We start from the raw sequence: 22,913 nt of genomic DNA, 5'->3' as shown, positions 1-22,913 counted from the left end.
CCACTCAGGGAGTCGCAATGGCGCACGGAAGCGGCAAGGACAAGATCAAGGGCAAGGCCAAGGAAGCCATGGGCAAAATGACCGGCGACCGCCGCAAGCAGGCCGAGGGAAAGGCCGACCAGGCAAAGGGTGAGGTCAAGAAGCAGATGGGCGAAGCCCGTGAGCGGACCGCACCTCAAGAGCCCCCTGACTAGCAACGGCGGCGAGCAACCGTAGCCCCGAGCCCCTGTCCGAGCGGCGGGGGCTCGGCCACGCCCGCAGCCGGGCCGCCGCCCGGACCACGCGATACGCTCGTCTTGTAGGTACGCGTTCCGACCACGGAGGCGGCCATGAGCGAGACCGACGAATACCCGACGCCGTCGCAAGCAGAGGGCGAGAGGCTGGAAGAGGACATGAATCCGGCCGAGGAGCGGCACCCCGCCACGGTGCGGACCCAGCCGTCCCAGGCCGAGGGTGAGCGCGCGACGGAGGAGATCGAGAGCTGACAGGGGCGGCGGCCGTACGGTATCGGCTCCCTGCCGGTTCACTCCGAAGAGAGCACCCCACGTACAGCCGCCGCGTTCAGCGCCTGCGCGAAGGCGACCGGAGTCGGATGCACGGGTAGGCATGGGCATACGCCACTGGGGTTCCGTACGCGCTTCGTGCAGGCGCTTCGTACGCGAAGGAGGGCCACGCGCTATGGATGGCGAACGCGCCCGTCGCCTGGTGGCAGCGCTTCGGGACCGTAACGTGATGGCCCATCTCGTGGAGGCGGGTGTCTACGAGTTCGGAATCCGGGTCGTCCTCGACGAGGGGGTCGAGGCGCTGTGGGACATCGACGGGGCCTCGGGGCTCGACGCGGAGATCGTCGGCGACGGGGTGCTCATCGGCTTCGTCCCTCATGTGCCCGGCTCGGAGGGCTTCACGGAAGAGCAGCTCGTGGCGAGCATCGCGACGACGCGGTACTCGGCGGAGGGCCTCCGCCCGCCCGCCGACACTCCGGTATCCAGCGGCTCTCCTGCCCCGCCCGCCGACGCTCCGGTACCCGACGGCACCCCTGCCCCGGCTGCCGAGGCCACGGCCCCCGCCGCCGGCACTCCGGCGCCCAGTGCCCCCGTCACGCCACCGGTCGCCCGTTTCCAGCGCCGGGCCCACTGGATCCGGCGGGGAAAGGACGGCGGCGCTCGGCGCTGATCGCGCGCCCGCCGCACCGCCCGGCACGCCGGGCGCGCGATCGGCGCCGCAGAACCGGACGGGTACGCCGTCGCCCAACCGTCAGACGCCCGCGGCTCGCGCCGCCTCGTACACCTCGGTCGCCACGTCGATCAGTTCCGCCGCGTCGCGCATCGTTCCCTGGAGGTCCACGATGAACTCCGGTACGCCCGTTTCGGCGTGTGCCACCAGGTCCTCGACGATCTGCGCCACGCTCCCGTGGAAGGGCGGCCGGCCCGCGCCTTCGAACGGTTTGGCGCTGTACCGCGCGTTGGCGCGGGCGCAGACGTCGATGGGACGCTCCCGGCCGCGCTCGGCGGCCGCGTCCTGGACCCGCTGCCACTGCTCGGCCAGCTGAGCGGCGCCCGCGGCGACGGGAATCCAGCCGTCCGCCCGGTCCACCAGACGGCGGATGGTGCGCGCTCCGCTCGCGGGCAGGTGGACCGGGATGGGGCGCACCGGTTTGGGGCCGACCACGGACGGGACGATGGTGGTCAGCTCGCCCTCGTACGAGACGGGGTCCGGGCCCCAGACGGCCGCGCACACGTCCAGCAGCTCGTCCAGGACCGCGCCACGCCTCTCGAACGGCGCGACGGAGGCGGCCGCGTACTCGTCGAGCGACCATCCCGTGCCGAAACCGGCGATCATCCGGCCACCGCTCGCGACGTCCAGCGAGGCCAGTGAGCGGGCCAGCTGGAACGGCACGTGCAACGGCGCGACCAGGACGCTGGTGCCGAGCCGCGCTCTGCCGGTGGCCGCGGCGGCCAGTGCGAGCGTGACCAGCGGGTCGGCGACACTGCGGTACTGGTCGGGCCACGGCAGCCCCGGTACGTTGTACAGCCCCTGGGTGGCGGGCTCAGGAAACAGGACGCGCTCGAACACCCACAGGCTCGCGTATCCGGTCTCCTCCGCCGCACGTGCCACGGAGGCCACATCGCGGCCGATGTCGTACTGCTTCATCTGCGGGAGACCGAGACCGAGAGAGACCGGCATGTATGCACTCCTTCACGACGACTGCGTGGCAACCACCGTAAGGCACGTCGCTGTTGCCCACCCGGTGTGAGCGGGTGCGGCGGCACAGGACCCGATCGCCTCGCCGCCCTTGGTAAGGTCCCCCGATGCGATTCGACTGGACCGGACTCGAAGCGGCCATCCGGGAGCAGATCGTCGGCTTCGTCCAGCGGGTTCGCGCGGACCATCCCGACGAGCGCGTATACGGCGCGGCCGTCCATGAGTTCTACGCGGAGTCCGGCGGCACCATAGCCTGGACGCTCGTCGGTGTGGCGAGCGAGGAGAGGATCGCCCTGGCCGCCACCGGCACGCTCGATGCCCAGGAGTTGCGATGGAGCCCCGCCGACTGGCCGTGGCAGCTCGATCCGGGCGAGACGGAGGACGAGTGGGCCGGCCGGCTGGAGGCCGCCGCGACGGCCGACGGCGGACGGCGCTGGGATGCGGTCCACGCGCGCTACCTGCGTACGGTTGCCAAGGCCTGCAAGGCGGCACGGAAGCGGTTGGTCGCCGATGGGGTCGTGGACCGGGATTTCGTCGTCGTGGCGATGGACGAGGCGTGGGAGCTCGTTCCGTTGAGCCTGACACCAGCCCAGATTCGGCGTCACTTCCCCGAGTTGGACGCCGAGCAACGCGAGGTGGACCGGCTGGCCGCGCTGCCGTCGGAGCTGCAGGTGAGCGAGCTCGTCGCCGTTGTCGAGTCGCCCGCCTCGCCGTTGCCCTCCGAGCGGGCCGTGGAGTGGCTCCGCACACTCGGTGCGGTCGCCGTCCCCGCCGCGCTGGAGCGTCTGGACCGTTCGCGTGAGAAGTGGCGCTGGGCGAAACTCCTGGCCGACCTGGGCATCGCCTCGGCCGAGGTGTCCGAAGCGCTGGAACGAACCATGACGAGCAGGCGCCTGAGCGAGCCGGACCGCGCCTGGGCCGCGGCGGCGCTCGCCCGCCTCGGCCGGATGGACCTGGTGGCCGCGCGGCTCGACAGCCTTCCGGAGGAGGTGGCGGCACGGGGCCTGGCCGCCCCGTACACGTCCTTCCGCGACCACGGCGCCCACGGCCTCCTCGACTACACGCCGCTGGAGAACGCCCTGGCGGCGCACCGGCATTGGCATGACGCCGTCCTGCGGCAGCTCTCCCCGGGGCGGGGCTTGTGCGCGCTCGGTCCGGACGAGGTCGAGACCGCGCTCGCCGGACTGGCCTCGGCTCTGCCCGTCGTCCGGCGCCACGCGCTCGTCGCGCTGGCGGACGCACCGCTGGACGCGGAGCGGCGCAAACGCTACGCCGCCGAGGTGGCACGCCTGCGCCGGGACGATCCGGATCCCCTGGTGCGCGACGCCGCGGCCCTTGTCGGTGGGTGACCGCGTACGCGGCGTGCGGGACGTTGTCGTCGGGGGCGACCGCGGCAGGTCGTGCGGGATCGGTTCAGGCCGGTCGCGCAAGGGCCTCAAGGGGCAGCACCCCCACTCCGGAGAACAGCCCGCGGGCCACGCCGACACGCCGTTCGCGCGCGGACCCCGGGGCGGTGAGGCGGTCCAGGGCCCGGACCAGTGCCCAGGGGTCTGCTGCGCAGTCGGTGAGACCGTGCTCCGCCATCCGACGGACCCCCTCCTTGCCGTGCCCCGGAATGGCCCGATAGCTGACCACGGGCACCCCGACGGCCATTGCTTCGAGCGCCGTCTGACCTGCCGCGTTGTCGATGAGAGCGCGGGAGGCGCCCATGAGGCCCGGCATGTCGTCGACCCAGCCGGCCGCGCGCACATGCGCGATGCCCGACAGGTCCCGCCGCAGGCGGGTGTTCGCCCCGCAGAGCACGACCGGTCCGTATCCCGCCGAGGCCACCAGGCGCGCGGTCCCGGCCACGCGGGAGCCGGCCCCCCAGGCCCCCGTCGAGATCAGCACGGGCGGACGGCCCGGCGAGTCGAGGCGTTGCCGCCAGTCCGCTGCCGTCGGCACCGGGGCGTGGAACCGGGGTGCCACCATGGCGCCCGAAACGACCGCCGGACGCCGGACCGCCCGCCGTACCTGATGCGCGAGATCGGCCGTGAGGCACAGATGGAGATCGTTGCCCGGGTGCAGCCATTGGCGGTGAACGGCGAAATCGGTGATGACGACAGCGCTCGGGACCGAGAGCGCGCCGCGTGCGCGGAGTCTGCCGGTGAGCTGGGCGGCGAGGTGGAAGACGGAGACGATCACGTCCGGCCGCTCTTGCGCGACGAGGCCGAGCAGCCGTTGCCGCGCGAGGGCCGCCAAGGGGGAACTGCCGGGCCGGGGGCCGCCTCCGGTCCGGAAGAAGGCCGCGTACAGCGCGGAATAGGCGACGGGCATGCGGCAGATGACCGTCCGGTAGAAGGAGGACAGTCCGCCCCCGACGCCCGGTGGCAGCAGGTCGAGGACGTCGATCGTCGTCGTCCGCCCGCCGCCGGTCTCCAGTCTGCGGGCCAGTTCGGCGGCCACCGCATGGTGACCGGAGCCCATACCGGCGCTCAGGATCAGGAAGCGTGCCGGCGCCGCGTTCATCGGCCGTACGCTCCGGGGCGCCCCTGTTCGCCGCCCGGAGCCGGGCCGCTTGCAGGGGGCCTGCCCCCGCAGCACCAGGGGAACTCCGCGCGGCAGGGGTCTCCGCACGGGTCCGGTGGCCCAGTCGGACGAGCAGCGGGCACGTGATCACCTCCGGGGTCGGCAGCTCTCGGAGTATCCGTCGGAACGGGCGCGGAACGCGGTTCTTTCATCCTGTCGGTGCGTTCGGTGCAGTGAGGTATGGGCTTCGACGGTTTTACGGGAGCACCCCCGGGCTACCCCTATCCCGACCCGGCGCCCCGAGGCCCCGCGTCTTTGACCTCTGAGGGGTGGGCCACCGTGCCGCACAGTACTGAGACAGGGAGAGGCCATGTCACGTGTTCCGCGCGTCGCACGCCGCAGCGTGCCGGGGGGCGACGCGCCGGACGGTCGGGACGTCCGGGCCCGGGTGGCCCTGGTGACGGGGGCGTCTTCGGGGATCGGGGCCGCGGTGTCACGCCGGATCGCGGCCGAAGGGGACTGGCGGCTCCTGGTCAGCGGCCGGGACCGGAAGCGGCTTGACGGGGTCGCGGCGACAACGTCCTCGACGGCGCTGTACGCGGACCTGATGTCGCTCGACAGTACGGAGCAGCTGGTCAGGGAGGCCCTCGACACCGCCGGCCGGGTGGACCTGCTCGTCGCGGCGGCGGGGGTCGGCTGGGCCGGCCCCTTCCCCGCCATGCCGGCGTCCGCCGCCGACCGGGTCCTCACCGTGGATCTGGTGTCCGTCGTCCATCTGGTGCGGCTGCTGCTGCCGCACATGCTCGCGGCGGGGCGCGGGCACATCATGCTGATCGGATCGGTGGCGGGATCCACCGGGGTCCGCAGTGAGGCCGTCTACTCGGCGGCGAAGGCGGCACTCGCCACCTTCGCCGATGCCCTGCGCTACGAATTGAAGGGAACCGGAGTGCACATCACCCATATGGTCCCCGGTGTGGTGGACACGCCGTTCTTCGAACGGCGAGGGATGCCCTACGCCCGTTCGTGGCCCCGGCCGATGGCGCCGGAACGGCTCGCCGACGCGGTCTGGGATGCCTTCACGGCGGGCCGTGACGAGGTGTACGTCCCCGGTTGGCTCCGCCTGCCGGGTTGTGTGCGCTCCGTGGCCCCCGGGCTCTACCACCGGCTTGCCGCCCGCTTCGGCTGATCGGCGACATGAACGTCCTCGCCGTGATGCTGGCGCTGTCGGCGGCTCTCGCCAATGGCGCGGCGTCCGTGCTGCAGCGGCGGGCCGCCATGGAGCAGGCCGCGTCCGAGACCGCGGGCGGCAGGCCGGCGGTGTGGCAGGGGCTGCGCGGTCTGGCGCGGTTGGCACGCCGTCCCTTCTGGCTGGCCGGCGCGACGGCGCTCGGGCTGTCCGCCGCCCTCCAGGCGGGGGCGCTGGCGTTCGGGAGCCTGTCGGTGGTCCAGCCGCTGATGGTGAGCGAACTTCTCTTCACGCTCCTGCTCGGCACCGTGGTCTTCCACCACCGTCCGGGCGGCGGGACCTGGCTGTCGTTCCTGATGCTCGCCTCGGGTCTGGCCCTTTTCCTGGCCGCCGCCGGCCCGGCGGCCGGGGAGGAGACCGGGAAGGCCGGTACGTGGCTGCTGGTCGGAATCTCCGCCGCCGCGGTGGTGCTCGTGCTGGTCCTGACGGCCCGTACGCTCGCCGGTTCCGCCGCCGCCGCGGTGCTGGGGTGTGCCACCGCCATCTCCTTCGCCTGCACGGCCGCTCTGCTCAAGGAGATCACCGGCCGGGTCCCGGAGGGGGCGGCCGAGGTCTTCACCACGGGCTACGTGTACGCGATGTGCTGCGCCGGTCTGCTGAGCCTGTTGCTGTTGCAGAGCACTCTGCGCGCCGGAACACTGGCCGCTTCCCAGCCGGCGCTCACGCTCGGGGACGCGCTGGTGAGCGTGGTGCTCGGGAAGGCGCTGTTCGACGAGCGGATCGCGCTGGGCGTTCATCTGCTGCCGGCGATGTCCGCTGCGTGTCTGGTGGCTGCCGGAACGGTGGGCCTGTCGCTCTCCCCGGCGGTCGCGGGTCACTGGGATTCCACCGGAACGACGCCGCGGGACAGTCGGCCCGACCGGCTGCCGACGGCCGGTGACGACGGAGGAACGGAAGCCCGATGAACCCCCGCCCCCTCAGGATCCCCGCCGCGCTCCGTGGACCGCTGGCCGTGTCGGCGCTGGCGCTGGCCGCTCACGTCGTCCCCGCCGGAACATGGCTGCCGGGCCTGCGCCGAACGTGTTTCCCCTCCCTGGCCGGCCTCGGGGACTCCCGCCATGTTGCCCTGACCTTCGATGACGGCCCGGACCCCCGCTCCACTCCGCTCTTCCTCCACGCGCTGGACCGGTCGTCCGCACGCGCCACGTTCTTCGTGCTCGGGGAGAGCCTTCTGCGCCACCCCGAACTCGGCCGCGACATCGTCCGCCGCGGCCATGAACTCGCCGTTCACGGGTGGACGCACAGCCGCCCGTGGCTTCCCGCCCCCAGCCGGGACCTGCGCGAGGTATCCCGCGCCGCCGAGGCGGTACGAGGCGTCTCGGGCGTCCGGCCGCTGTGGTACCGGCCGCCGTACGGAATCCTGACCGGCGGCCGGTGGACCGCCGCCCTGGCCTGCGGGCTGCGGCCGGTCCTGTGGTCGGCCTGGGGCCGGGAGTGGGTCGACGGGTCGACGGCCGAGGGGGTACTGGCGACCGTACGCAGCGGGCTCGGCGGTGGCGGCACGGTCCTCCTGCACGATGCCGACCTGTCGGCATCGTGCAGGTGGCGGCCCGTACTCGCGACGCTGCCGGAGCTGATCAACGGCCTGCGGGCCGCCGGGCTGACCGTCGGCCCACTCGCCGACCACGGCCTTGCGCCGCTCCGGCAAGGGAGTTGAGACGGGGACGATCGACTCCCGTGGTGGAGTCCGCGGAACCGTCCTGTCCGCTCGGTTGTGGAGGCACTCCCGGCGGCGACCGGGATCGCCGAGTCCTCAGCCGGGCACGCCGCGCCACATCCGAATCGACGGAGGTGACTCCATGCACTCCGGCCGTACGATCCCCGGCGACCAGGCCCAGCCGATCCGCTCGGGCAGGTTTCTAGTCCTCCTCTGCCCCGGCCTGTGCCCACGCCTGGAGTTCCGGATCGGCCAGGGTGCGAACCCACAGGTCGGCCCGGTCCGCCCCGGTTCCGGCCGGCCGGGGTCCCACGCCGAGCACGCGCATGCCCGCGCTCCGGGCCGACTCGATGCCCGTGACCGAGTCCTCCACGGCCAACGCGTCCTCCGGCCGCACGCCGCACAGGCGGACCGCGGTGGCATAGACGTCCGGACGGGGTTTCGGCGACAGCCCGTTGCCCGCGACGACGACATGGGCGAAGTAGCCGAGCAGACCGGCCCGCGCAAGGCTGTACTCGACCACCTCCAGCGGGCAGTTGCTGGCGACGGCGAGCGGGAGGTGGCGGGCGGTGACCCGGACCAGTGCCGCCGCACCCGGCATGGTCACCGGGTCCTCGGCGACGAGTGCCGTGAAGTGCTTCAGGAGCGATTGCGTCATGTCGTCGGCGAGGTCCGGCTTCCCGGACTCCCTGGCCATGAGGCTGCCGCACTCGGTGTAGTGGACGCCCTTGGCCCGCTCGGCGAATCCGGCACGCGGCTTCAGCCCGAACTCTCTGAAGACCCGGCTGCGCGCGTCCTGCCAGTGCCGCTCGGTATCCATCAGGGTTCCGTCGCAGTCGAAGACGATGGCAGCCGGGGACCAGGAGAAGATGCGATGAGGTGTCATTTTCCTGCCGTTCTCGAAGAGCGCGCCGCCCCGCGCCGTCGGCGGTCGCAGTGAGAAGCAGGGCCGCGGAGGGGCTCACTCGGCTACAGAAGATGCGGTGTCGAACGAACCCCGTCGACCGCGCGTGAAGGCGGTTGGATCGCCCCCGGGGTCTACAGCGACGGACATCGTCCGGTCTTTTCGGATGACCCGAGAAACATCGTGGTGACTACGTTAATTTCGTGACAGAGAAGGGCGCAATCACCATTTCGAGTGTTTGACGGCGCGCCCGTTACGCAGTACTCGCGAGGCACACGCGGCGTTCGGAGCGGGCCGAAGAGACCTCATCACCTCGTCAACTCCGTTGAAAACACGGCAATTTGACGGACCGCATCATGCACCGGCGGTCGACGGCCGCGTTCGAAAGCGCCAGACGCAGCGCGAATTTCCTCAATCGGCCGCACCGGCACCCGGCCGAAGAATAATAATAATCTCCGCGCATTAACGGCGCGTGGCCCCGCCAGTGCGCCCGGCGCACGACTCTCCCGGACAAAAAACGAGGGCACTGTCGAACGAAGGTGGAACATACGTGCAGGAAAGGGCACGTGCGACCCGAAGGTCTCTGCTGGAAGCAGCAGCACGCCTTTTCGTTGAACAAGGGTACGCACGGACAAGCATCAATGAGATCAGCGACCTTTCGGGACGCACCAGCGGAGCCGTCTACTTCCACTACTCCAGCAAGGAGAAGCTCGCACTGGCCGTCGTGCGCGAACAGTTCGCCGCCTGGCCGTTGTTGGCCGCCCGCTACGCCGCCCCCGGGATCCCGCCGCTGGAGAAGCTGGTCGCCCTCAGCTTCGACATCGCCACGGCACTGCGCGACGACGTCATGACCCGGGCCGGCGCGCGTCTGTGGGCCGAGCGCCGCACCATCGACGCCGACATACCCACCCCCTTCGCCGCCTGGACGGCTGCCGTCACGCGTCTTCTGGCCGAGGCCCGCGCCAAGGGCGAACTGGCGGGAGATGTCGAACCGTCGGGCGCCGCCACGACCTTGGTGTGCGCGTTCTTCGGGCTGTACAACCTCACGGACGAGATGGCGGAGCACGAGGAGCTCACCGACCGTGTGCACCGCTGGTGGCTGCTGATCCTGAAGGCGTTGCAGGCACGCCCCGAACCCGCCGCTCTGGTGGCGCGGGCCCGGGCACACAGCCGGCCGGCGTCCACCGGATGAACCTCCTGGCCGAACCGTCCGGTCCGCCGAACCGCCCGGTCCGCGGACGCGGTGTCCTTTCATTGTTCCCGGCACCGGGCGGACGACGGCTGATCAGGCCGTCCGGCCCGTGTACGCCGACGGCAGGCGGTCCGTACGGCTTCCGGTAACTGCGATCCGCCTACTTCCCCCGTCCTCCGTACGGGACCGCAGGCGTTCCACCGACCTGGCCGGTGACACGCTCATCTCGTCGGCAGTTGCCCCGGTGGCCGACGGAGCACACAGTGAAGAGGGAGCACACATACGAGATCGGAGCACGTCGTGATCGTTCTCGGAGTCATCTTGCTTGTCATCGGTTTCGTGACCGGTATCTCGATCCTCTGGACGATCGGGATCATCCTCGCCGTGGTGGGTCTGATCCTGTGGGTCCTCGGAGCGATGGGACACGCGGTCGCCGGTCGAAAGCACTACTGGTAGAGCGGCGGCGGCACTCGTTCGTCAGCTCCCGGGAGTACCCGGCGTCGTCGGCCGCGGAGTCTCCGGGACGTGGCGGAACAGTGGCGTGACCGTGGAAGACCGCGGGAATATCTCTCGCCATTCTTCGTTTCTCGGCAATCGGCGAGCGGAGGAGACATGTCAACTGGGACCCTCGTGGCGATCATCGTCGTGGTGGTGGTCGTGCTGGTGGTGTGTGCACTCGTGGCGTGGAGGCTCACGCGCAGACGCCACCTGAAGAAGCAGTTCGGCCCGGAGTACGAGCGTGCGGTGGAGGAGAAGCAGAGCCGCCCTGCCGCGGAACGAGAGCTGCGTGAACGGGAACAGCGCCATGACGCGCTGGAGATCAAACCGCTTTCGGCAGCGGACCGGGAAAGGTACACCGAAGGCTGGAACCGGGCGCAGGAGCGCTTCGTGGACCACCCCGACGACGCGGTCCACGAAGCCGACCGGCTCGTGACGGCACTCATGAGCGACCGCGGCTATCCGACCAAGGGGTTCGAGCAGCAGGCCAGCGATCTGTCCGTCGAGCACGGCCGCACGCTGGAGAGCTACCGCACCGCCCATGAGGTCAGTGACCGCAGCAGCCGCCAGCGGGCGACCACAGAAGAGCTGCGGGGCGCGATGGTCCACTACCGGACTCTGTTCGACGAACTGCTTCACGACGGCGGGCGGCCGCAGGAGTAACGCAAGGGAGCACGAACGCACCTCCGGCCGGAGGGCCGGACGGAGGATCGGACGGAGGCAGAGAGATGGCCATGGGACACCGGGACCCGCAGGGGTCCGAGGCGAGCAGCCTGTCCACTGATGATCTGACCGGTGCGGGCGCCTCGGGGGCAACCCGCGAACGCCCCGCCGAAGCTCCACCGACCTTCCCGGGGGAAGCCGCCACCCCGGCCGGCCGGGGCCCAGGGCCGGGCGGTGCGAACGAGGCGGAACGCCCGGCGTCGGCCGACGCCGGGCCGGACGCCGCTGGAGGCGAGGACGGCGACGAGCCTCTTCTCGGCAGCGAGCAGGAGGAGTTCCGCAGGAGGTGGCAGCGGATCCAGGGCGCGTTCGTCGACGATCCCCGGGAGGCGGTCGGCGCGGCGGACACCCTGGTCGCGGAGGTGATGCAGGCACTCGCGCGGACCTTCTCCGACCACAAGCAGGGGCTCGAAGGCCAGTGGCAGCGGGGCGAGGAAGTGGCGACCGAGGAACTGCGCGTCGCGCTGCAACGCTACCGTTCGTTCTTCAACCGGCTGCTGAAAACCTGAGCGGCTCGCCCGGTGGCGGGCGCGGGCCCCCGGGGCCGCGGCACCGGGGCCCGGCCCGTGGACAGCCGGCCGTCATCCGCCTCCGGGCAGAAGGCCGTCGTCCCCCTCCGGGCAGAAGGCCGGCGCCCGCGTCCGAGGAATGCCGAGGCTCTCTCGAAAGGACCCGGGAATGTCTGACGACGACGTGAGCAAGCGCAAGGTACTGGCCATCGTCACGAATTACGGCGTCGAGCAGGACGAGCTCCTGGTGCCCCTGGAACACCTGCGCGGCTGGGGTGCCGAAGTGGACGTGGCCGCCGTGTCGACGGACGACGTCCAGACGCTGGTGGGCGACAAGGCCCCCGGGAAGACGATCCGGCCCGAACTCACTCTGGCCGACGTGGACCCGGCCGGTTACGACCTGCTGCTCGTCCCGGGGGGCACCTTGAACGCCGACACTCTGCGTGGGCAGGACTCCGCCACCGGCATCGTTCGCTCCTTCACCTCGACCGGCCGGCCCGTGGCGGCCATCTGCCACGGACCGTGGGCCTTGGTCGAAGCCGGTGTCGTGGACGGAAAGAAGCTGACCTCCTACCCCTCGCTGCGGACCGACATCCGCAATGCCGGCGGCGAATGGGCCGACGAGCCGGTCGTCACGGACGACACCCGGGACTGGACCCTCATCACCTCGCGCAATCCGGGTGATCTGGAGGATTTCCTCCGTGAAGTGGATGCGGCACTCGCTGTGAGCGCTCAGTGAGCGCGACGGGTCCGCCGGTCCGGCGCCGCCGCGTGCCCACGGGGCGGCGCCGGTAGGCCGACCGGGCCCTTGCAGCGGTCCACTCAGGTGCTGTCCCCGCGGTCGGGCGTGAAAGGGCCCGCGGCGTGGTGCACATGAAAGCGGGTAGACCCTCACTCAGCACAGGAGCCTCATGTCCCCCAGCGACACCACTCCGCGCTATACCGTCCCGGGCCTCGGCGCCAGACAGGGCGGACAGGTTATCGACTTGTTGAAGTTGCGTCTGCACGCACTCAACGATCTCTCCCTGACCCTCAAGCACATCCACTGGAATGTGGTCGGCCCCCACTTCATCGCGGTGCACGAAATGCTCGACCCGCAGGCAGCCGCGGTGCGCGGCATGGTCGACAGCACCGCCGAGCGCATCTCCACGCTCGGGGGCGAGCCGCACGGCACCCCCGGAGTCCTCGTCTCCGAGCGCACCTGGGACGACTACGGCCTCGGCCGGGCGGATGCCCTGGTGCATCTCGGTGCGCTCGACCTCGTCTACTCCGGTGTCATCGAGGACCACCGGAAAGCCGCCGCGAAGGCCGCCTCGGTCGATCCCGTCACCGAGGACCTGCTCATCGAGCACCTGCGCGCCCTGGAGCAGTGCCAGTGGTTCGTCCGCGCGCATCTGGAGGACAGCTCCGGCACCCTGTCCCGGTCCGGTGCGCGTGCCGGGAAAGAGACCGCCGAGGCGGCGGCGCCGGCACCCAAGGCGGCGGGCAAGAAGGCCACGGGCACGAAGCGGGCAGCCAAGAAGACGGCGTCGGGCAAGCGCGCACGTTGACGTGCGCACGCGTTTCCCGCTCACACGCGTCCACCGGCGCGTGTGAGCCTGCGGCCCGTCGGTCCGGCGCAGTCGTACGCCGGTCACCCGCCAGGGCGGACGCGCGCCGAGCCCACACGCGTCACGGTGGATTTCGATGCCGCTCCTCCCCGTGTCCCGGACGGAGGAACCACTGGCACGCTGCGTCGGCGACGGCTTCCAGAGCGCCGGGTTCCGCGAACAGGTGCGTGGCACCGGGGACCACATGGAGCCCGTGCGGCACCCTCAGGTGTTCGGCCGCCTCCTGGTTCAACCGCAGTACCTCCCGGTCGGCTCCGCCCACGATCAGCAGCACCGGGGACCGCACCCGGCTCAGCACCTCACCGGCCAGGTCGGGACGGCCACCGCGGGACACGACGGACCGGACCCGGCCGGGCCGCTCCGCTGCCGCCACCAGCGCCGCAGCGGCTCCGGTGCTCGCGCCGAAGAGCCCGAGGGGCAGCTCCGCGGTGGCCGGCCGATCGCCGAGCCAGTCGACCGCGGACACCAGACGTCGGCCGAGCAGGCCGATGTCGAAACGGTGCTGCCCCGTCACCGCGTCCACCCGCTCCTCCGGCTCGGTGAGCAGATCCAGCAGCAGCGTGCCCAGCCCTGCCTGCCGCAGGGTCGCGGCCACGGCTCTGTTGCGTGGGCTGTGGCGCGAGCTGCCACTGCCGTGGGCGAAGAGCACCACCCCCGCGGCCTGCGCGGGAATCACCAGGTCGCCGACGATCGCCGATCCGTCGGCAGGTATGGAAACCTCTTCGGAGTTCACCACCGTGATCGCCTCCTTCCCGGAATGCGCCGCAGTGCGGTCGGCCCACACCCCGTTCGGGGCGCGCCCGGCCTTCCGCCCGGGGCGCCCGCACCGGGATCACAGCCCGGACTTCCGGATCCGGCCGGACAGCCGGACCCGGCCGAGGGCCCGGAGCGCCCTTCGCCCTTCGCCCTTCGCCCTTCGCCCTTCGCCGGCGGACTTTGCCGGGTGGGCGCAGCGGCTGAACGGCTGAGCCGCGCCCTCGGTCCGTCCTGCTTGCGTCCGGCTCGTTCCATCATGCCTGGCCCCGGCTCCACCGGCGCTCCCCCGAGCGGTCTGCGGCCGACGCGGCGGGCACAGGGCCCCTCGGCGTGTCCGGGCCCGCCGCGACCGGTGCCCCGGCGAGCCTCAGCTCTTGGGAGAGAAGCGCAGCCGCGTAGCGGCCAGCGCGCCGAGGGCCAGCAGGACGACGGACACCCACAGGCCGGACAGGTGGTTGCCGGTGGCGTCCTCGGCGTAGCCCATGATGTAGGGGCCGACGAAGCCGCCGGTGATGCCGATGGTGTTGAGCAGGGCCAGGCCGCCCGCGAGGGTCTTGCCCGCGAGCCGGGTGGCGGGGAAGTTGAACAGCAGGGGCTGGACGACGAAGAACGCCAGGCCGGTGAAGCAGAAGCCGAGCAGGGCGATGACAGGACCGGCGACGGCGGCGACGATGAGGCCGGTGAACATCATCAGCAGACCGGTCACCACGAAGTTGCGGGAGCGCCGGGGTGTGGTCGCGCGGGGCGGCACCAGTACGGCACCGACGGCCGCGGTGAGCCAGGGCAGTCCGGTCAGCAGGCCGATGGTGAACGGCGAGAGGTCGCCCCAGCCGCCGATGATGCCGGGCAGGAAGTAGACGACGGAGTACAGGGCGACCTGGTGGGTCCAGTTGGCGAAGATGGCCAGCAGCATCTGCTTGTCGCGCAGCACCGTCAGCAGGGAGCCGGATCCGGAGCCGTTGCCGGCCGCCTCGGCGCCCTCGGTCTGTTCGCGGGTGACCGCGTCCTGGACCAGCTGGGCCTCCTGCGCCGTCAGCCACGGCGCCCTGGCCGGGCCGTCGGGCAGGAACCGGAAGATGGCGAACGCCAGGAAGAGGCAGGGAATCCCCTCGATGAGGAACATCCATTGCCAGCCGTGCCAGCCGCCGAACCCGTCCATCTCCATGAGCAGTCCGCCGAGCGGGTTTCCGACGACGCTGGCGATGGAGGCGCCGAGCAGGAGCAGTCCGATGGCCCTGCCGCGGATCTCGGAGCGGAACCAGTAGGTGAAGTAGAGCAGGATCCCCGGCAGCAGCCCGGCCTCGGCGGCGCCGAGCAGCAGCCGCATGGCGTAGAAGGACTTCTCACCCTGCACGAAGGCCATGCAGGCGGAGATGACGCCCCAGGTCAGCATGATCCGGGTGATCCACCAGCGGGCGCCCACGCGGTGCATGATCAGGTTGCTGGGCACCTCGGAGATCGCGTAGGTGAGGAAGAACAGCCCCGCGCCCAGCCCGTAGGCCGCGGCGGAGATGCCGAGGTCGACCTCCAGGCGTTCCTTGGCCAGGCCGATGTTGGTCCGGTCCAGGAACGACATGATGTAGGCGGCCAGCAGCAGCGGCATCAGGCGCCGCAGATTGCGCTGGTCCAGCTCGCCGAGCGCATCGCGCGGGGTTTCGTTCGGTGTGGCCGCACCGGGGGTGCGGGAACCGCGGATCAAAGACATCGGTGTCCTCTTGGAGTGCTCTGGCAGCCGCCGGGCGCGGACTGCGGCCTAGGGTCTTTCGTCTGGATCGGGCCGGATCAGGGAGCGGGGTCCGGTGCGTGCGATCGCAAGGCGGAGGAGGGAGTCGGATGGGGCCTCCCCTGATCGAGCGGAGCCGAGAGCTCGGGGAAGGAGCGTCGGCGACCGACGACAACGCCGCGAGCGTGCGTGCCGGACCCCGCGAGCCCGGCGTGATCCAAACGAGAGGCCCCAGGGGGTGGGGCCGGGCGGCCTGCGACGGTGACGCCGCGGGCCGCCCGGCCGCCGGGGTGGGTTCAGACGACGAGCCGGACCGGGTTCTCCACGGCCTCGGTGAAGGCCGCGAGCCAGCGCGCCGCCACGGCGCCGTCCACCGGACGGTGATCCACGGACAGGATCACGCCCAGCACCTTGGCCACGGTGACCGCACCGTCGCGGACCACCGCCTCGTCGCGTGCGGCGCCGACGGCCAGAATCGCGGCCTGCGGCGGGTTGATGATGGCGGCGAACTCCTCGACCCCGTACATGCCGAGGTTCGACACGGTGATCGAGCCGCCTTCGAGGTCGGCGGGCCGGAGCGCCCCGGAGCGCGCCTGCTCCGCGAACGCGCGGGTCCGCGTGGCGATCGCCGACACCGACAGGTTCTCGGCACCGCGCAGCACCGGGGTCACCAGGCCCGTGTCGGTGGCGACGGCGACCGAGATGTCGACCGTGCCGAACCTGCGGACGGCGTCCGGCCGCCATACCGCGTTCATCTCCGGCACCTGCGTGTGTGCCGTCGCGACGGCCTTGATCAGCAGATCGTTGACCGAGACCTTGACGGGGCTGACGGCGTTGATCCGCTGCCGCAGGGCGAGCAGCTCGTCCACGGCGCAGGTCGCCCGCAGGTAGAAGTGCGGGGTGTGCTGCTTGCTCTCGGTCAGGCGCCTGGCAATGGCCCGGCGCATCCGGCTGTGCGGGATGTCCTCGTGGTCGCCGGTGTCGTCGGGGGCGGACGTCTGCGGCGCGGGGGTGGCCTCCCGAAGGACCGGGACCGGCGCCGCCGCCTGTGTCCGACGGCCCGCGACCGCTGCCTCGACGTCCCGCCTGACGACGCGGCCGCCCGGCCCGGTGCCGGTGAGGACCTCGATGTCCAGGTCCGCTTCCCGGGCCAGCCTGCGGGCCAACGGGCTGCTGAAGACGCGGCCGCCGCGATCCGGGCCGCTGGAGGACGGCGCGGCGGAGGACGCAGCGGTGGAGGACGGCGCGGGCACGGGAGCCGGGGTCGCCGGGGATTCCGGGGACGCCGGGCGCTCCGTGACCGGCTCCTCCGGCACGTCCCGGCGCACCGCCTGCCGGGCCTCGCCGGGCGCGGTGACGCCGACGCCCAGCTCCGCCAGCAGTGCGCCGAGGTCGCCGACCTGCTCGCCGACGGCGCCGAGCACCGCGATCGGGTCGCCGACCTCGACCTCCGCGCCGGCCTCGTAGAGCGTCTTGAGCAGCACGCCGTCCCGCTCGGCGGCGACGTCCACCTCCGCCTTGTCCGTCTCGATGGAGACCAGCGCGTCGTCCTTCGCGAACGGCGCGCGTTCCGCCACTTGCCAGGCGGACAGCACCGCCGCTGCCGCGTCCGCGGCCACGGCGGGCATTCGGAACAGTTCTGCCATGATCAACCCTCCTGGGTGTTCGGTCGTACGGGGAGGGTCAGTTCTCGGTGACCCGCTGGAGCGCGGCCACGACCTCTTCGGTGCGTGCGATGGCCGCCCGTTCCAGCACCTTGCTGATGCTGGGCGAGGATTCCCCGGCCTGGACGCGCTGGACCGGCTGGTCGAGCCAGTCGAAGTAGCGGCGCTGGATCTCGTCGGACAGCCACCCGCCGTAGGAGGTGCCGATGGGGCCCTGTTCGGCGATGAGCACGTTGTTGGTCTTGCGGATGCTCTCGCCGAGGGTGTCCCAGTCGAGACTGGCGCGGTCCAGCCAGCGCAGGTCGACGACCTCGGCGTCCAGGCCCAGTTGCTCGACGGCGTCCAGGACGTAGCCGGTCATCGCGAGGTACGTCACGATCGTGATCCGCGATCCGGTACGGCGCACGGCCGCTCTGCCCACGGGCAGGCAGTAGTCGAAGTCGTCGGCCGGGCCGGGACCGACCGAGTTGTACAGGTCGGTGTGCTCCAGCACGACGACCGGGTCCTTGCAGGTCAGCGCGCTGTTCATCAGGCCCACGTAGTCGAAGGGCGTGGACGGTGCGACGATCCGCCAGCCGGGGGCCGTGGCGAGGATTCCGGCCGGGTCCATGGAGTGCTGTGAGCCGTACCCGGTGCCCATGGCAACCTTGCTGCGCAGGACGAGGGGGACGCCGGAACCCTGTCCGTCACCGCCGAACATGTGCCGGGCCTTGCCGATCTGGTTGAAGATCTGGTCGGCCGCGACCCACATGAAGTCGGCGTACATGAACTCCACCACCGGCTTGTACCGGCCGTCGAGCGCGATGCCGCCGGCGAGCCCGGCGAACGCGTTCTCGCTGATGGGCGTGCCCAGGACCCGGTCCGGGTGGGCTTCGGCCAGGCCCTTGGTCGCGCCGTTGGTGCCGCCCTTGAGGCGGTGCACGTCCTCGCCCATGACGACGACCGACGCGTCCTCGGCCATGCGGCGGCTCATCACCTCGGCCACGACGTCGATGAACTTCCGCTGTTCCAGGCGCCCTTGGAAGGCGTCCGGCCCGGTGCCGGTGTCGGCGAGGCGTACGCCGTCGAACTCGCTGAGGTCGCCCCGTACGCCGACGTCGCGGAAGGACGGGTCGGGCCATTCGGCGGGCTTGATGCGGCGGGTGCCCGGCTTGCCCTCGGGGTCCGGTTCCAGCAGTTCGTCGCTGATGGCGGCCATGACCGCCTTGGCGCGCGCGGTGCACTCCTCGATCTCGTCGGCGCTCAGGATGCCGTTCTCGACGAGCTGCCGGGAGACGAGGGCCAGCGGGTCGCGGGCCCGCCACTCCTTCTCCTCGTCCTTGGTGCGGTAGCCGAAGGCGCTGCCCGGGAACGGGCCGTTCTGGTGGAAGTAGCGGTAGACCTCGGCCTCGACGATCGTGGGGCCCCGGCCGGCGCGCATGTGGTCCACGGCCTCGCTCATGGCCAGGTACACGGCGAGCGGGTCCATGCCGTCCACGCGCCAGCTGGGGATGTTGAAGCCCAGGCCGCGCGCCGAGAGCCGGGGTTCGGCCGTCGCCTCGTCCACGTGGGTGGAGACGGCGTACTTGTTGTTCTCGATGAAGAAGCAGACCGGCAGCTTCCAGGCCGCCGCGAGGTTCATCGTCTCCAGCACGGAGCCGATGTTGACCGCACCGTCCCCGAAGTAGCTGACCGAGACGGCGTCAGTGCCGGCCTGCCGCGCCGACCAGGCGAACCCGGCGGCCTGGGGCACGCCGCCGCCGACGATCGCGTTGGTGCCCATGGCTCCGGCGTCGCGCCACTGCAGATGCATGGATCCGCCCCGCCCCTGGCAGAAACCCCTGGCCAGGCCGCAGATCTCGGCCAGGCTGCGCAGCAGGACGGTGCGTACCTCGCCGTCGACGGGCCGGCGCAGGTCGATGCCGCCGGGCGCGACATATCCCAACGCCTTGGCCAGGAACTGGTGGTGTCCCCGGTGCGAGCCGCCGACGAAGTCGGCGCCGGTCAGGGGGAGTACGGAACCGACGGCGCCGCCCTCCTGGCCGATGCTGGAGTGCGCCGGTCCGTGGACCAGCCCCTGGCCCGCGAGGTCGAGGACGGACTCCTCGAAGGTCCTGATCAGCAGGGTCTGGGTGAACATCGAGGTCAGCAGCTGCGGGTCCGCGCCGTGCCAGTCCTTCTTGGTCGCCGTCACCTCGGTCCAGGGTGAGGCGGGGGCCAGTTTCCGGTGTGTGGGCATGAGCACTCTCCTGTGTGATTCGGTGAGCACTGTCGCAGCGAATGGATCCATAGCCAATACCTCGTTACCGGAACGTTACGTTCAGATTTCGCGAGTCCCCATTGACTGCGGCCCTTCTGGCGGCGCACTGTGAGAGACATGGCGGATAGATGGATCCATTCCAAAAGTGACCCGGGGCGTGGGCTTCCCGGTCTGGCCGGTGTCGAACACGTCGGCTTCACCGTTCCCGACCTCGAAGAGGCGACCCGGTTCTTCGTCGAGGTGATCGGCTGCGAGCAGGTCTACTCGCTCGGCCCGTTCCGCTCCGACGGCACCTGGATGAGCGACCACCTCGGCGTCCACCCGCGCGCCGTCATGCGCGAGCTGCGATTCTTCCGCTGCGCCGGCGGCCCGAACTTCGAGATCTTCGAGTACGAGGCCCCCGGACAGGAGAAGCGGCCGCCGCGCAACAGCGATGCCGGCGGTCACCATCTCGCCTTCTACGTCACCGACCTCGATGCCGCCCTCGCGCATCTGCGGCAGCACGGCGTACGGATCCTGGGCGAGCCCACGGCCAGCTCGGGCCCGAGCGAGGGGCAGCGGTGGGTCTACTTCCTCACACCCTGGGGGATGCAGTTGGAGCTGGTCTCCTACCCCGGCGGAAAGCAGTACGAAGCCGACTCGCCGGTACGGCTGTGGCAGCCTTCCGTCTGAACACGCTGCCGTACCGCCGCACCAGGGAGAGCCATGTCACGGAAGCCCACCACCGAGTCCGACACGTCCTCGCCCGGCGCGTCCGGCCCCAGCGCCGCCGTCGCCAGCCAGCGCGTCGCGGACCATCTGCGTGCCGCCATCCTGAACGGTGAACTGCGCCCCGGCGCACGGATCATGCAGGAGCAGGTCGCCGCGCAGCTCGGCGCCAGCCGACTGCCGGTGCGCGAGGCCCTGCGGATACTGGCGGCCGAGGGCCTGACGGTCGTGAAGTCCAACAGCGGCGCCTGGGTCTCCAGAATGGACATGGCGGAGTGCGAGGGCGTCTACAAGATCCGCGAGCGCCTAGAACCGCTCGCCCTCGGCGAGAGCATTCCGCACCTGTCCGCCGACCAGGTCGCCGAACTGGAGACGATCGCGCGGCAGATCGAGCTCACCACCGATGTGGACCGCTTCCTGGCCCTCGACCGCCGCCTGCACCTGCTCACCTACGCCGGATGCCGTGTCGCCCAGATCACCGCCATGGTCGACCGCTTCTGGAACACCACACAGCACTACCGGCGCGCCTTCGCCCGGCTCGCGGGCGACAGCGGCTGGGAGCTGATCCACGCCGAACACCGCCTGATCATCGAAGCGATCAAGCGAGCCGACACCGTCGACGCCGAACGCTTCCTCACCGGCCACATCCGCCGTACACGGCTGGAACTGACCCAACACCCCGAACTGTTCACCGAGGACGACCATGACACCGACCACACAGCAGACGCAGCAGACTCCGCGGGCTGACGCCCGCCCCTTCGAGGGCCGGACCCTCCTCCTGTCGGGCGCGGGCGGCGGCATCGCCCGCGAGGTGGCCCGGCAGTTCCACGCCGCCGGCGCCAACCTGGTGCTCGGCGACCTGGACGCCGGAACGCTGGAGGAGTTCGCCGCGACGCTCGACCCCACCGGTACGACCGTGATCACCCGCACCCTGGACGCGGCGTCGCCGGAGAGCAACAACGCCTTCGTCGCCGCCGCGGTCGAGACGTTCGGCTCGGTCGACTTCCTCGTACCCGCCGCCGGGATCTATCCCGAGCAGGCCGTCGCCGACATGACCGACGAGCAGTGGAACGCCGTCATCTCGGTCAACCTCAACGGCGTCTTCTACCTCACCCGCGCCGTCCTGCCCCACCTCAACGAGGGTGGCAGCATCGTCAATCTGACCTCCATGGCCGGCCACCGCGGCAGCGTCCGGCACGCGCACTACGCGGCGACCAAGGGCGCGCTGCTCGCCTTCTCGCGCAGCCTCGCGTGGGAACTCGGCTCCAGGGCACGGATCAACATGGTCTCGCCCGGAATCATCGAGACCTCCATGACCCGCGACTACGTCGCCACCCGCGGCGACACCGCGCTCTCCACCACTCCCCTGGGCCGCCTGGGCAGGCCGGAGGAGGTGGCCTCCGTCGTCACCTTCCTGTGCTCGCCCGCGGCGAGCTTCGTGCAGGGCGAGGTCATCCATGTCAACGGCGGCATGCACATGGTCTGAGCACGCACGAGAACACCGGTGGAGAACACGGGAGAAGGAACGGAACGGAACATGAAGACCGAAGCGGCGATCTATCCCGACCTGCGCGGCAGGTCCGTGTGCGTCACCGGCGCCGCGCGCGGCCTGGGCCTGGCGGCGGCCGACGCCTTCGTGCACGCCGGATGCCATGTGCTGCTGCTCGACATCGACGGCGCCGAACTGGACCGGGTGCGGCCCGCACTGGCGGCGGGCCGCCCGGACCAGGTGATCGCGACGGCCACGGCCCCGGTGAGCGACCAGGACGCGGTGACGGCCGCGCTCGCCGGCTTCACCGCCCGGACAGGCGGGCTGTCCATCATGGTCGCCAACGCCGGTGTGTCCGCCAACGCCCCCTCCCTCGACCTCGAACTGGACCGCTGGAACACCGCATTGGACGTCAACCTCACCGGCGTCTTCGTCTGCGCGCGCGCCGCGGCCCGCATCATGCGCGAGGGCGACGGAGGGGTCGTCCTCACCACCTCGTCGATGTACGGGGTGACCGCCGGACCCGAGCGCGCGGCGTACTGCGCGACCAAGGCCGCCGTCGCCGCCCTCACCAAAGTCCTGGCCGTCGAGTGGGCCCCGTACGGTATCCGCGTCAACGCACTCGCGCCCGGGTACGTCGAGACCGGCCTGGTCGCCCAGCTCTCCGCCGCCGGGCGGCTGGACACGGAGGCCCTGCGTCGCCGCACTCCGCGCGGCCGCCTCGGCCGCCCGGAGGACATCGCGCATCTCGCCCTCTTCCTGTCCTCCGGGGTGTCCGCGAACATCACGGGCCAGGTCGTGGTCAGCGACGGCGGCTGGACGGCCGACGGCTATGCGGTGGTGCCGGGCTGAGGTGCCCGGCCCGGCATTGCCGGCGGCGGCCGGACATACCGCGCACCGCCTCCTCCGTGCCACGGTCGCGAGGTACGCGGAAGACCCTCCGCGGATCCGGTGCGGCATGCCCGGGTCATCCCTCAGGTGTCGACAGCGGCGACCCACTGACGCTATTTTCCTTACGTGTATAAAAACGCGGGGCGCCCCGGATCGGTGGTGACGACGGCGGCCGTCGCCCGGTTCGCCGTCGCCCCGGCCCGGTCGGTGGTCGACGCCGTACCGCCCGGTCGTCGTCGGCGGTCCGTGCCGGGCCTTGCCGTCTTCGGGCCGTGCTCACCGGCGGGCAAGCCGGCCCAGGCACCCCGGCAACTGGCCGCCCCTACCGCGTCGGCGATGCTCACCACCCCGTTCACCGAGGGACCGCAGGGCGTGCGCACTCGGGGTGCGGAGC

Annotated in this window: 24 protein-coding genes; 17 read left to right on the top strand and 7 right to left on the bottom strand. The window is 71.4% G+C overall.

Features of this window, described 5'->3' with window-relative positions; all coding sequences use genetic code 11:
- The first annotated feature begins 17 nt into the window (after window positions 1-17).
- From ACIOMQ_RS17770 to ACIOMQ_RS17760, 3 genes are all read left to right on the top strand, one after another.
- Window positions 18-194 carry a CsbD family protein gene (locus tag ACIOMQ_RS17770; protein ID WP_362198330.1) on the top strand — a complete coding sequence of 59 codons (177 nt, stop codon included), beginning with the start codon at window positions 18-20 and terminating at the stop codon, window positions 192-194.
- Between the two features lie 135 nt (window positions 195-329).
- The gene (locus tag ACIOMQ_RS17765; RefSeq protein ID WP_362198328.1) at window positions 330-485 is read left to right on the top strand and encodes a hypothetical protein; all 156 of its coding nucleotides are present in this window, start codon (window positions 330-332) and stop codon (window positions 483-485) included.
- A 193-nt stretch (window positions 486-678) separates the two neighbouring features.
- Window positions 679-1,173 carry a hypothetical protein gene (locus tag ACIOMQ_RS17760; RefSeq protein ID WP_362198325.1) on the top strand — a complete coding sequence of 165 codons (495 nt, stop codon included), beginning with the start codon at window positions 679-681 and terminating at the stop codon, window positions 1,171-1,173.
- A gap of 81 nt (window positions 1,174-1,254) precedes the next feature.
- On the opposite strand, the gene ACIOMQ_RS17755 is transcribed toward ACIOMQ_RS17760, so the two are convergent.
- The gene (locus ACIOMQ_RS17755) at window positions 1,255-2,184 is read right to left on the bottom strand and encodes a TIGR03619 family F420-dependent LLM class oxidoreductase (protein ID WP_362198322.1); all 930 of its coding nucleotides are present in this window, start codon (window positions 2,182-2,184) and stop codon (window positions 1,255-1,257) included.
- A gap of 125 nt (window positions 2,185-2,309) precedes the next feature.
- On the opposite strand from ACIOMQ_RS17755, the gene ACIOMQ_RS17750 reads away from it, so the two are divergent.
- Window positions 2,310-3,551, top strand: coding sequence for a DUF4303 domain-containing protein (locus tag ACIOMQ_RS17750; protein ID WP_401268763.1), 1,242 nt, complete (start codon window positions 2,310-2,312; stop codon window positions 3,549-3,551).
- 64 nt (window positions 3,552-3,615) lie between these two features.
- Here ACIOMQ_RS17750 and ACIOMQ_RS17745 read toward each other — a convergent pair whose 3' ends face one another.
- Entirely contained in the window at window positions 3,616-4,710 is a 1,095-nt protein-coding gene (locus ACIOMQ_RS17745; protein ID WP_401268766.1) for a glycosyltransferase, read from the bottom strand.
- A 370-nt stretch (window positions 4,711-5,080) separates the two neighbouring features.
- Here ACIOMQ_RS17745 and ACIOMQ_RS17740 point away from each other — a divergent pair, with 370 nt between their 5' ends.
- From ACIOMQ_RS17740 to ACIOMQ_RS17730, 3 genes are read left to right on the top strand one after another with little or no spacing between them, the layout of a single operon-like run.
- Window positions 5,081-5,896: an SDR family NAD(P)-dependent oxidoreductase gene (locus tag ACIOMQ_RS17740; RefSeq protein WP_362198313.1), complete on the top strand. Its 816-nt coding sequence runs from the start codon at window positions 5,081-5,083 to the stop codon at window positions 5,894-5,896.
- Window positions 5,897-5,904: 8 nt separating this feature from the next.
- Window positions 5,905-6,861, top strand: coding sequence for a DMT family transporter (locus ACIOMQ_RS17735; RefSeq protein ID WP_362198309.1), 957 nt, complete (start codon window positions 5,905-5,907; stop codon window positions 6,859-6,861).
- A complete protein-coding gene (locus ACIOMQ_RS17730; protein WP_362198306.1) occupies window positions 6,858-7,613 on the top strand; it encodes a polysaccharide deacetylase family protein in 756 nt (251 codons plus the stop codon). The genes ACIOMQ_RS17735 and ACIOMQ_RS17730 overlap by 4 nt, the downstream gene beginning before the upstream one ends.
- 202 nt (window positions 7,614-7,815) lie before the next feature.
- On the opposite strand, the gene ACIOMQ_RS17725 is transcribed toward ACIOMQ_RS17730, so the two are convergent.
- Entirely contained in the window at window positions 7,816-8,499 is a 684-nt protein-coding gene (locus ACIOMQ_RS17725; protein WP_362198303.1) for an HAD family phosphatase, read from the bottom strand.
- Window positions 8,500-9,067: 568 nt separating this feature from the next.
- Here ACIOMQ_RS17725 and ACIOMQ_RS17720 point away from each other — a divergent pair.
- The 6 genes from ACIOMQ_RS17720 (at window position 9,068) to ACIOMQ_RS17695 (ending at window position 12,989) form a co-directional block, all read left to right on the top strand.
- Window positions 9,068-9,709: a ScbR family autoregulator-binding transcription factor gene (locus tag ACIOMQ_RS17720; protein ID WP_362198300.1), complete on the top strand. Its 642-nt coding sequence runs from the start codon at window positions 9,068-9,070 to the stop codon at window positions 9,707-9,709.
- A gap of 300 nt (window positions 9,710-10,009) precedes the next feature.
- Window positions 10,010-10,165 carry a DUF6131 family protein gene (locus ACIOMQ_RS17715; RefSeq protein WP_362198297.1) on the top strand — a complete coding sequence of 52 codons (156 nt, stop codon included), beginning with the start codon at window positions 10,010-10,012 and terminating at the stop codon, window positions 10,163-10,165.
- A gap of 156 nt (window positions 10,166-10,321) precedes the next feature.
- The gene (locus tag ACIOMQ_RS17710) at window positions 10,322-10,870 is read left to right on the top strand and encodes a hypothetical protein (RefSeq protein WP_362198294.1); all 549 of its coding nucleotides are present in this window, start codon (window positions 10,322-10,324) and stop codon (window positions 10,868-10,870) included.
- Window positions 10,871-10,935: 65 nt separating this feature from the next.
- A complete protein-coding gene (locus ACIOMQ_RS17705; protein ID WP_402189432.1) occupies window positions 10,936-11,439 on the top strand; it encodes a hypothetical protein in 504 nt (167 codons plus the stop codon).
- Window positions 11,440-11,608: 169 nt separating this feature from the next.
- Complete coding sequence (locus ACIOMQ_RS17700; RefSeq protein ID WP_401268781.1) at window positions 11,609-12,178, top strand: type 1 glutamine amidotransferase domain-containing protein; 570 nt, start codon at window positions 11,609-11,611, stop codon at window positions 12,176-12,178.
- Window positions 12,179-12,350: 172 nt separating this feature from the next.
- A complete protein-coding gene (locus ACIOMQ_RS17695) occupies window positions 12,351-12,989 on the top strand; it encodes a Dps family protein (protein ID WP_402189428.1) in 639 nt (212 codons plus the stop codon).
- 121 nt (window positions 12,990-13,110) lie between these two features.
- Here the strand turns inward: ACIOMQ_RS17695 and ACIOMQ_RS17690 are convergent, their stop codons facing one another.
- The 4 genes from ACIOMQ_RS17690 to ACIOMQ_RS17675 form a co-directional block, all read right to left on the bottom strand.
- Complete coding sequence (locus ACIOMQ_RS17690; RefSeq protein ID WP_362198988.1) at window positions 13,111-13,782, bottom strand: dienelactone hydrolase family protein; 672 nt, start codon at window positions 13,780-13,782, stop codon at window positions 13,111-13,113.
- 390 nt (window positions 13,783-14,172) lie between these two features.
- Window positions 14,173-15,510 carry an MFS transporter gene (locus tag ACIOMQ_RS17685; RefSeq protein WP_362198282.1) on the bottom strand — a complete coding sequence of 446 codons (1,338 nt, stop codon included), beginning with the start codon at window positions 15,508-15,510 and terminating at the stop codon, window positions 14,173-14,175.
- Between the two features lie 314 nt (window positions 15,511-15,824).
- Window positions 15,825-17,174 (bottom strand): 2-oxo acid dehydrogenase subunit E2, encoded by a 1,350-nt coding sequence (locus ACIOMQ_RS17680; RefSeq protein WP_402189426.1) that lies wholly within the window; start codon window positions 17,172-17,174, stop codon window positions 15,825-15,827.
- Window positions 17,175-17,211: 37 nt separating this feature from the next.
- The gene (locus ACIOMQ_RS17675; RefSeq protein WP_401268793.1) at window positions 17,212-19,410 is read right to left on the bottom strand and encodes a thiamine pyrophosphate-dependent enzyme; all 2,199 of its coding nucleotides are present in this window, start codon (window positions 19,408-19,410) and stop codon (window positions 17,212-17,214) included.
- A gap of 138 nt (window positions 19,411-19,548) precedes the next feature.
- Between ACIOMQ_RS17675 and ACIOMQ_RS17670 the strand changes: the two genes are divergently transcribed.
- From ACIOMQ_RS17670 to ACIOMQ_RS17655, 4 genes are read left to right on the top strand one after another with little or no spacing between them, the layout of a single operon-like run.
- On the top strand, window positions 19,549-20,103 hold the full coding sequence (locus tag ACIOMQ_RS17670) for a VOC family protein (protein WP_362198273.1): 555 nt from the start codon (window positions 19,549-19,551) through the stop codon (window positions 20,101-20,103).
- Window positions 20,104-20,136: 33 nt separating this feature from the next.
- Complete coding sequence (locus ACIOMQ_RS17665; protein WP_362198270.1) at window positions 20,137-20,886, top strand: GntR family transcriptional regulator; 750 nt, start codon at window positions 20,137-20,139, stop codon at window positions 20,884-20,886.
- On the top strand, window positions 20,843-21,625 hold the full coding sequence (locus tag ACIOMQ_RS17660; protein WP_362198267.1) for an SDR family NAD(P)-dependent oxidoreductase: 783 nt from the start codon (window positions 20,843-20,845) through the stop codon (window positions 21,623-21,625). The genes ACIOMQ_RS17665 and ACIOMQ_RS17660 overlap by 44 nt, the downstream gene beginning before the upstream one ends.
- A gap of 51 nt (window positions 21,626-21,676) precedes the next feature.
- The gene (locus ACIOMQ_RS17655) at window positions 21,677-22,480 is read left to right on the top strand and encodes an SDR family oxidoreductase (protein ID WP_362198264.1); all 804 of its coding nucleotides are present in this window, start codon (window positions 21,677-21,679) and stop codon (window positions 22,478-22,480) included.
- Window positions 22,481-22,913: the final 433 nt, after the last annotated feature.

The sequence above is a fragment of the Streptomyces sp. NPDC087845 genome (assembly GCF_044742755.1).
Classification (GTDB): domain Bacteria; phylum Actinomycetota; class Actinomycetes; order Streptomycetales; family Streptomycetaceae; genus Streptomyces.
This window is presented reverse-complemented; position numbering and strand designations above follow the sequence as displayed.

Bases quoted from the DNA above. Each gene is read 5' to 3' on its own strand.
- ACIOMQ_RS17770 (WP_362198330.1), top strand. From the start codon at position 18: ATGGCGCACGGAAGCGGCAAGGACAAGATCAAGGGCAAGGCCAAGGAA.
- ACIOMQ_RS17740 (WP_362198313.1), top strand. From the start codon at position 5,081: ATGTCACGTGTTCCGCGCGTCGCACGCCGCAGCGTGCCGGGGGGCGAC.
- ACIOMQ_RS17675 (WP_401268793.1), bottom strand. From the start codon at position 19,410: ATGCCCACACACCGGAAACTGGCCCCCGCCTCACCCTGGACCGAGGTG.
- ACIOMQ_RS17735 (WP_362198309.1), top strand. From the start codon at position 5,905: ATGAACGTCCTCGCCGTGATGCTGGCGCTGTCGGCGGCTCTCGCCAAT.
- ACIOMQ_RS17680 (WP_402189426.1), bottom strand. From the start codon at position 17,174: ATGGCAGAACTGTTCCGAATGCCCGCCGTGGCCGCGGACGCGGCAGCG.
- ACIOMQ_RS17750 (WP_401268763.1), top strand. From the start codon at position 2,310: ATGCGATTCGACTGGACCGGACTCGAAGCGGCCATCCGGGAGCAGATC.
- ACIOMQ_RS17765 (WP_362198328.1), top strand. From the start codon at position 330: ATGAGCGAGACCGACGAATACCCGACGCCGTCGCAAGCAGAGGGCGAG.
- ACIOMQ_RS17705 (WP_402189432.1), top strand. From the start codon at position 10,936: ATGGCCATGGGACACCGGGACCCGCAGGGGTCCGAGGCGAGCAGCCTG.
- ACIOMQ_RS17725 (WP_362198303.1), bottom strand. From the start codon at position 8,499: ATGACACCTCATCGCATCTTCTCCTGGTCCCCGGCTGCCATCGTCTTC.
- ACIOMQ_RS17710 (WP_362198294.1), top strand. From the start codon at position 10,322: ATGTCAACTGGGACCCTCGTGGCGATCATCGTCGTGGTGGTGGTCGTG.
- ACIOMQ_RS17700 (WP_401268781.1), top strand. From the start codon at position 11,609: ATGTCTGACGACGACGTGAGCAAGCGCAAGGTACTGGCCATCGTCACG.
- ACIOMQ_RS17760 (WP_362198325.1), top strand. From the start codon at position 679: ATGGATGGCGAACGCGCCCGTCGCCTGGTGGCAGCGCTTCGGGACCGT.
- ACIOMQ_RS17685 (WP_362198282.1), bottom strand. From the start codon at position 15,510: ATGTCTTTGATCCGCGGTTCCCGCACCCCCGGTGCGGCCACACCGAAC.
- ACIOMQ_RS17730 (WP_362198306.1), top strand. From the start codon at position 6,858: ATGAACCCCCGCCCCCTCAGGATCCCCGCCGCGCTCCGTGGACCGCTG.
- ACIOMQ_RS17665 (WP_362198270.1), top strand. From the start codon at position 20,137: ATGTCACGGAAGCCCACCACCGAGTCCGACACGTCCTCGCCCGGCGCG.
- ACIOMQ_RS17755 (WP_362198322.1), bottom strand. From the start codon at position 2,184: ATGCCGGTCTCTCTCGGTCTCGGTCTCCCGCAGATGAAGCAGTACGAC.
- ACIOMQ_RS17660 (WP_362198267.1), top strand. From the start codon at position 20,843: ATGACACCGACCACACAGCAGACGCAGCAGACTCCGCGGGCTGACGCC.
- ACIOMQ_RS17670 (WP_362198273.1), top strand. From the start codon at position 19,549: ATGGCGGATAGATGGATCCATTCCAAAAGTGACCCGGGGCGTGGGCTT.
- ACIOMQ_RS17745 (WP_401268766.1), bottom strand. From the start codon at position 4,710: ATGAACGCGGCGCCGGCACGCTTCCTGATCCTGAGCGCCGGTATGGGC.
- ACIOMQ_RS17695 (WP_402189428.1), top strand. From the start codon at position 12,351: ATGTCCCCCAGCGACACCACTCCGCGCTATACCGTCCCGGGCCTCGGC.
- ACIOMQ_RS17655 (WP_362198264.1), top strand. From the start codon at position 21,677: ATGAAGACCGAAGCGGCGATCTATCCCGACCTGCGCGGCAGGTCCGTG.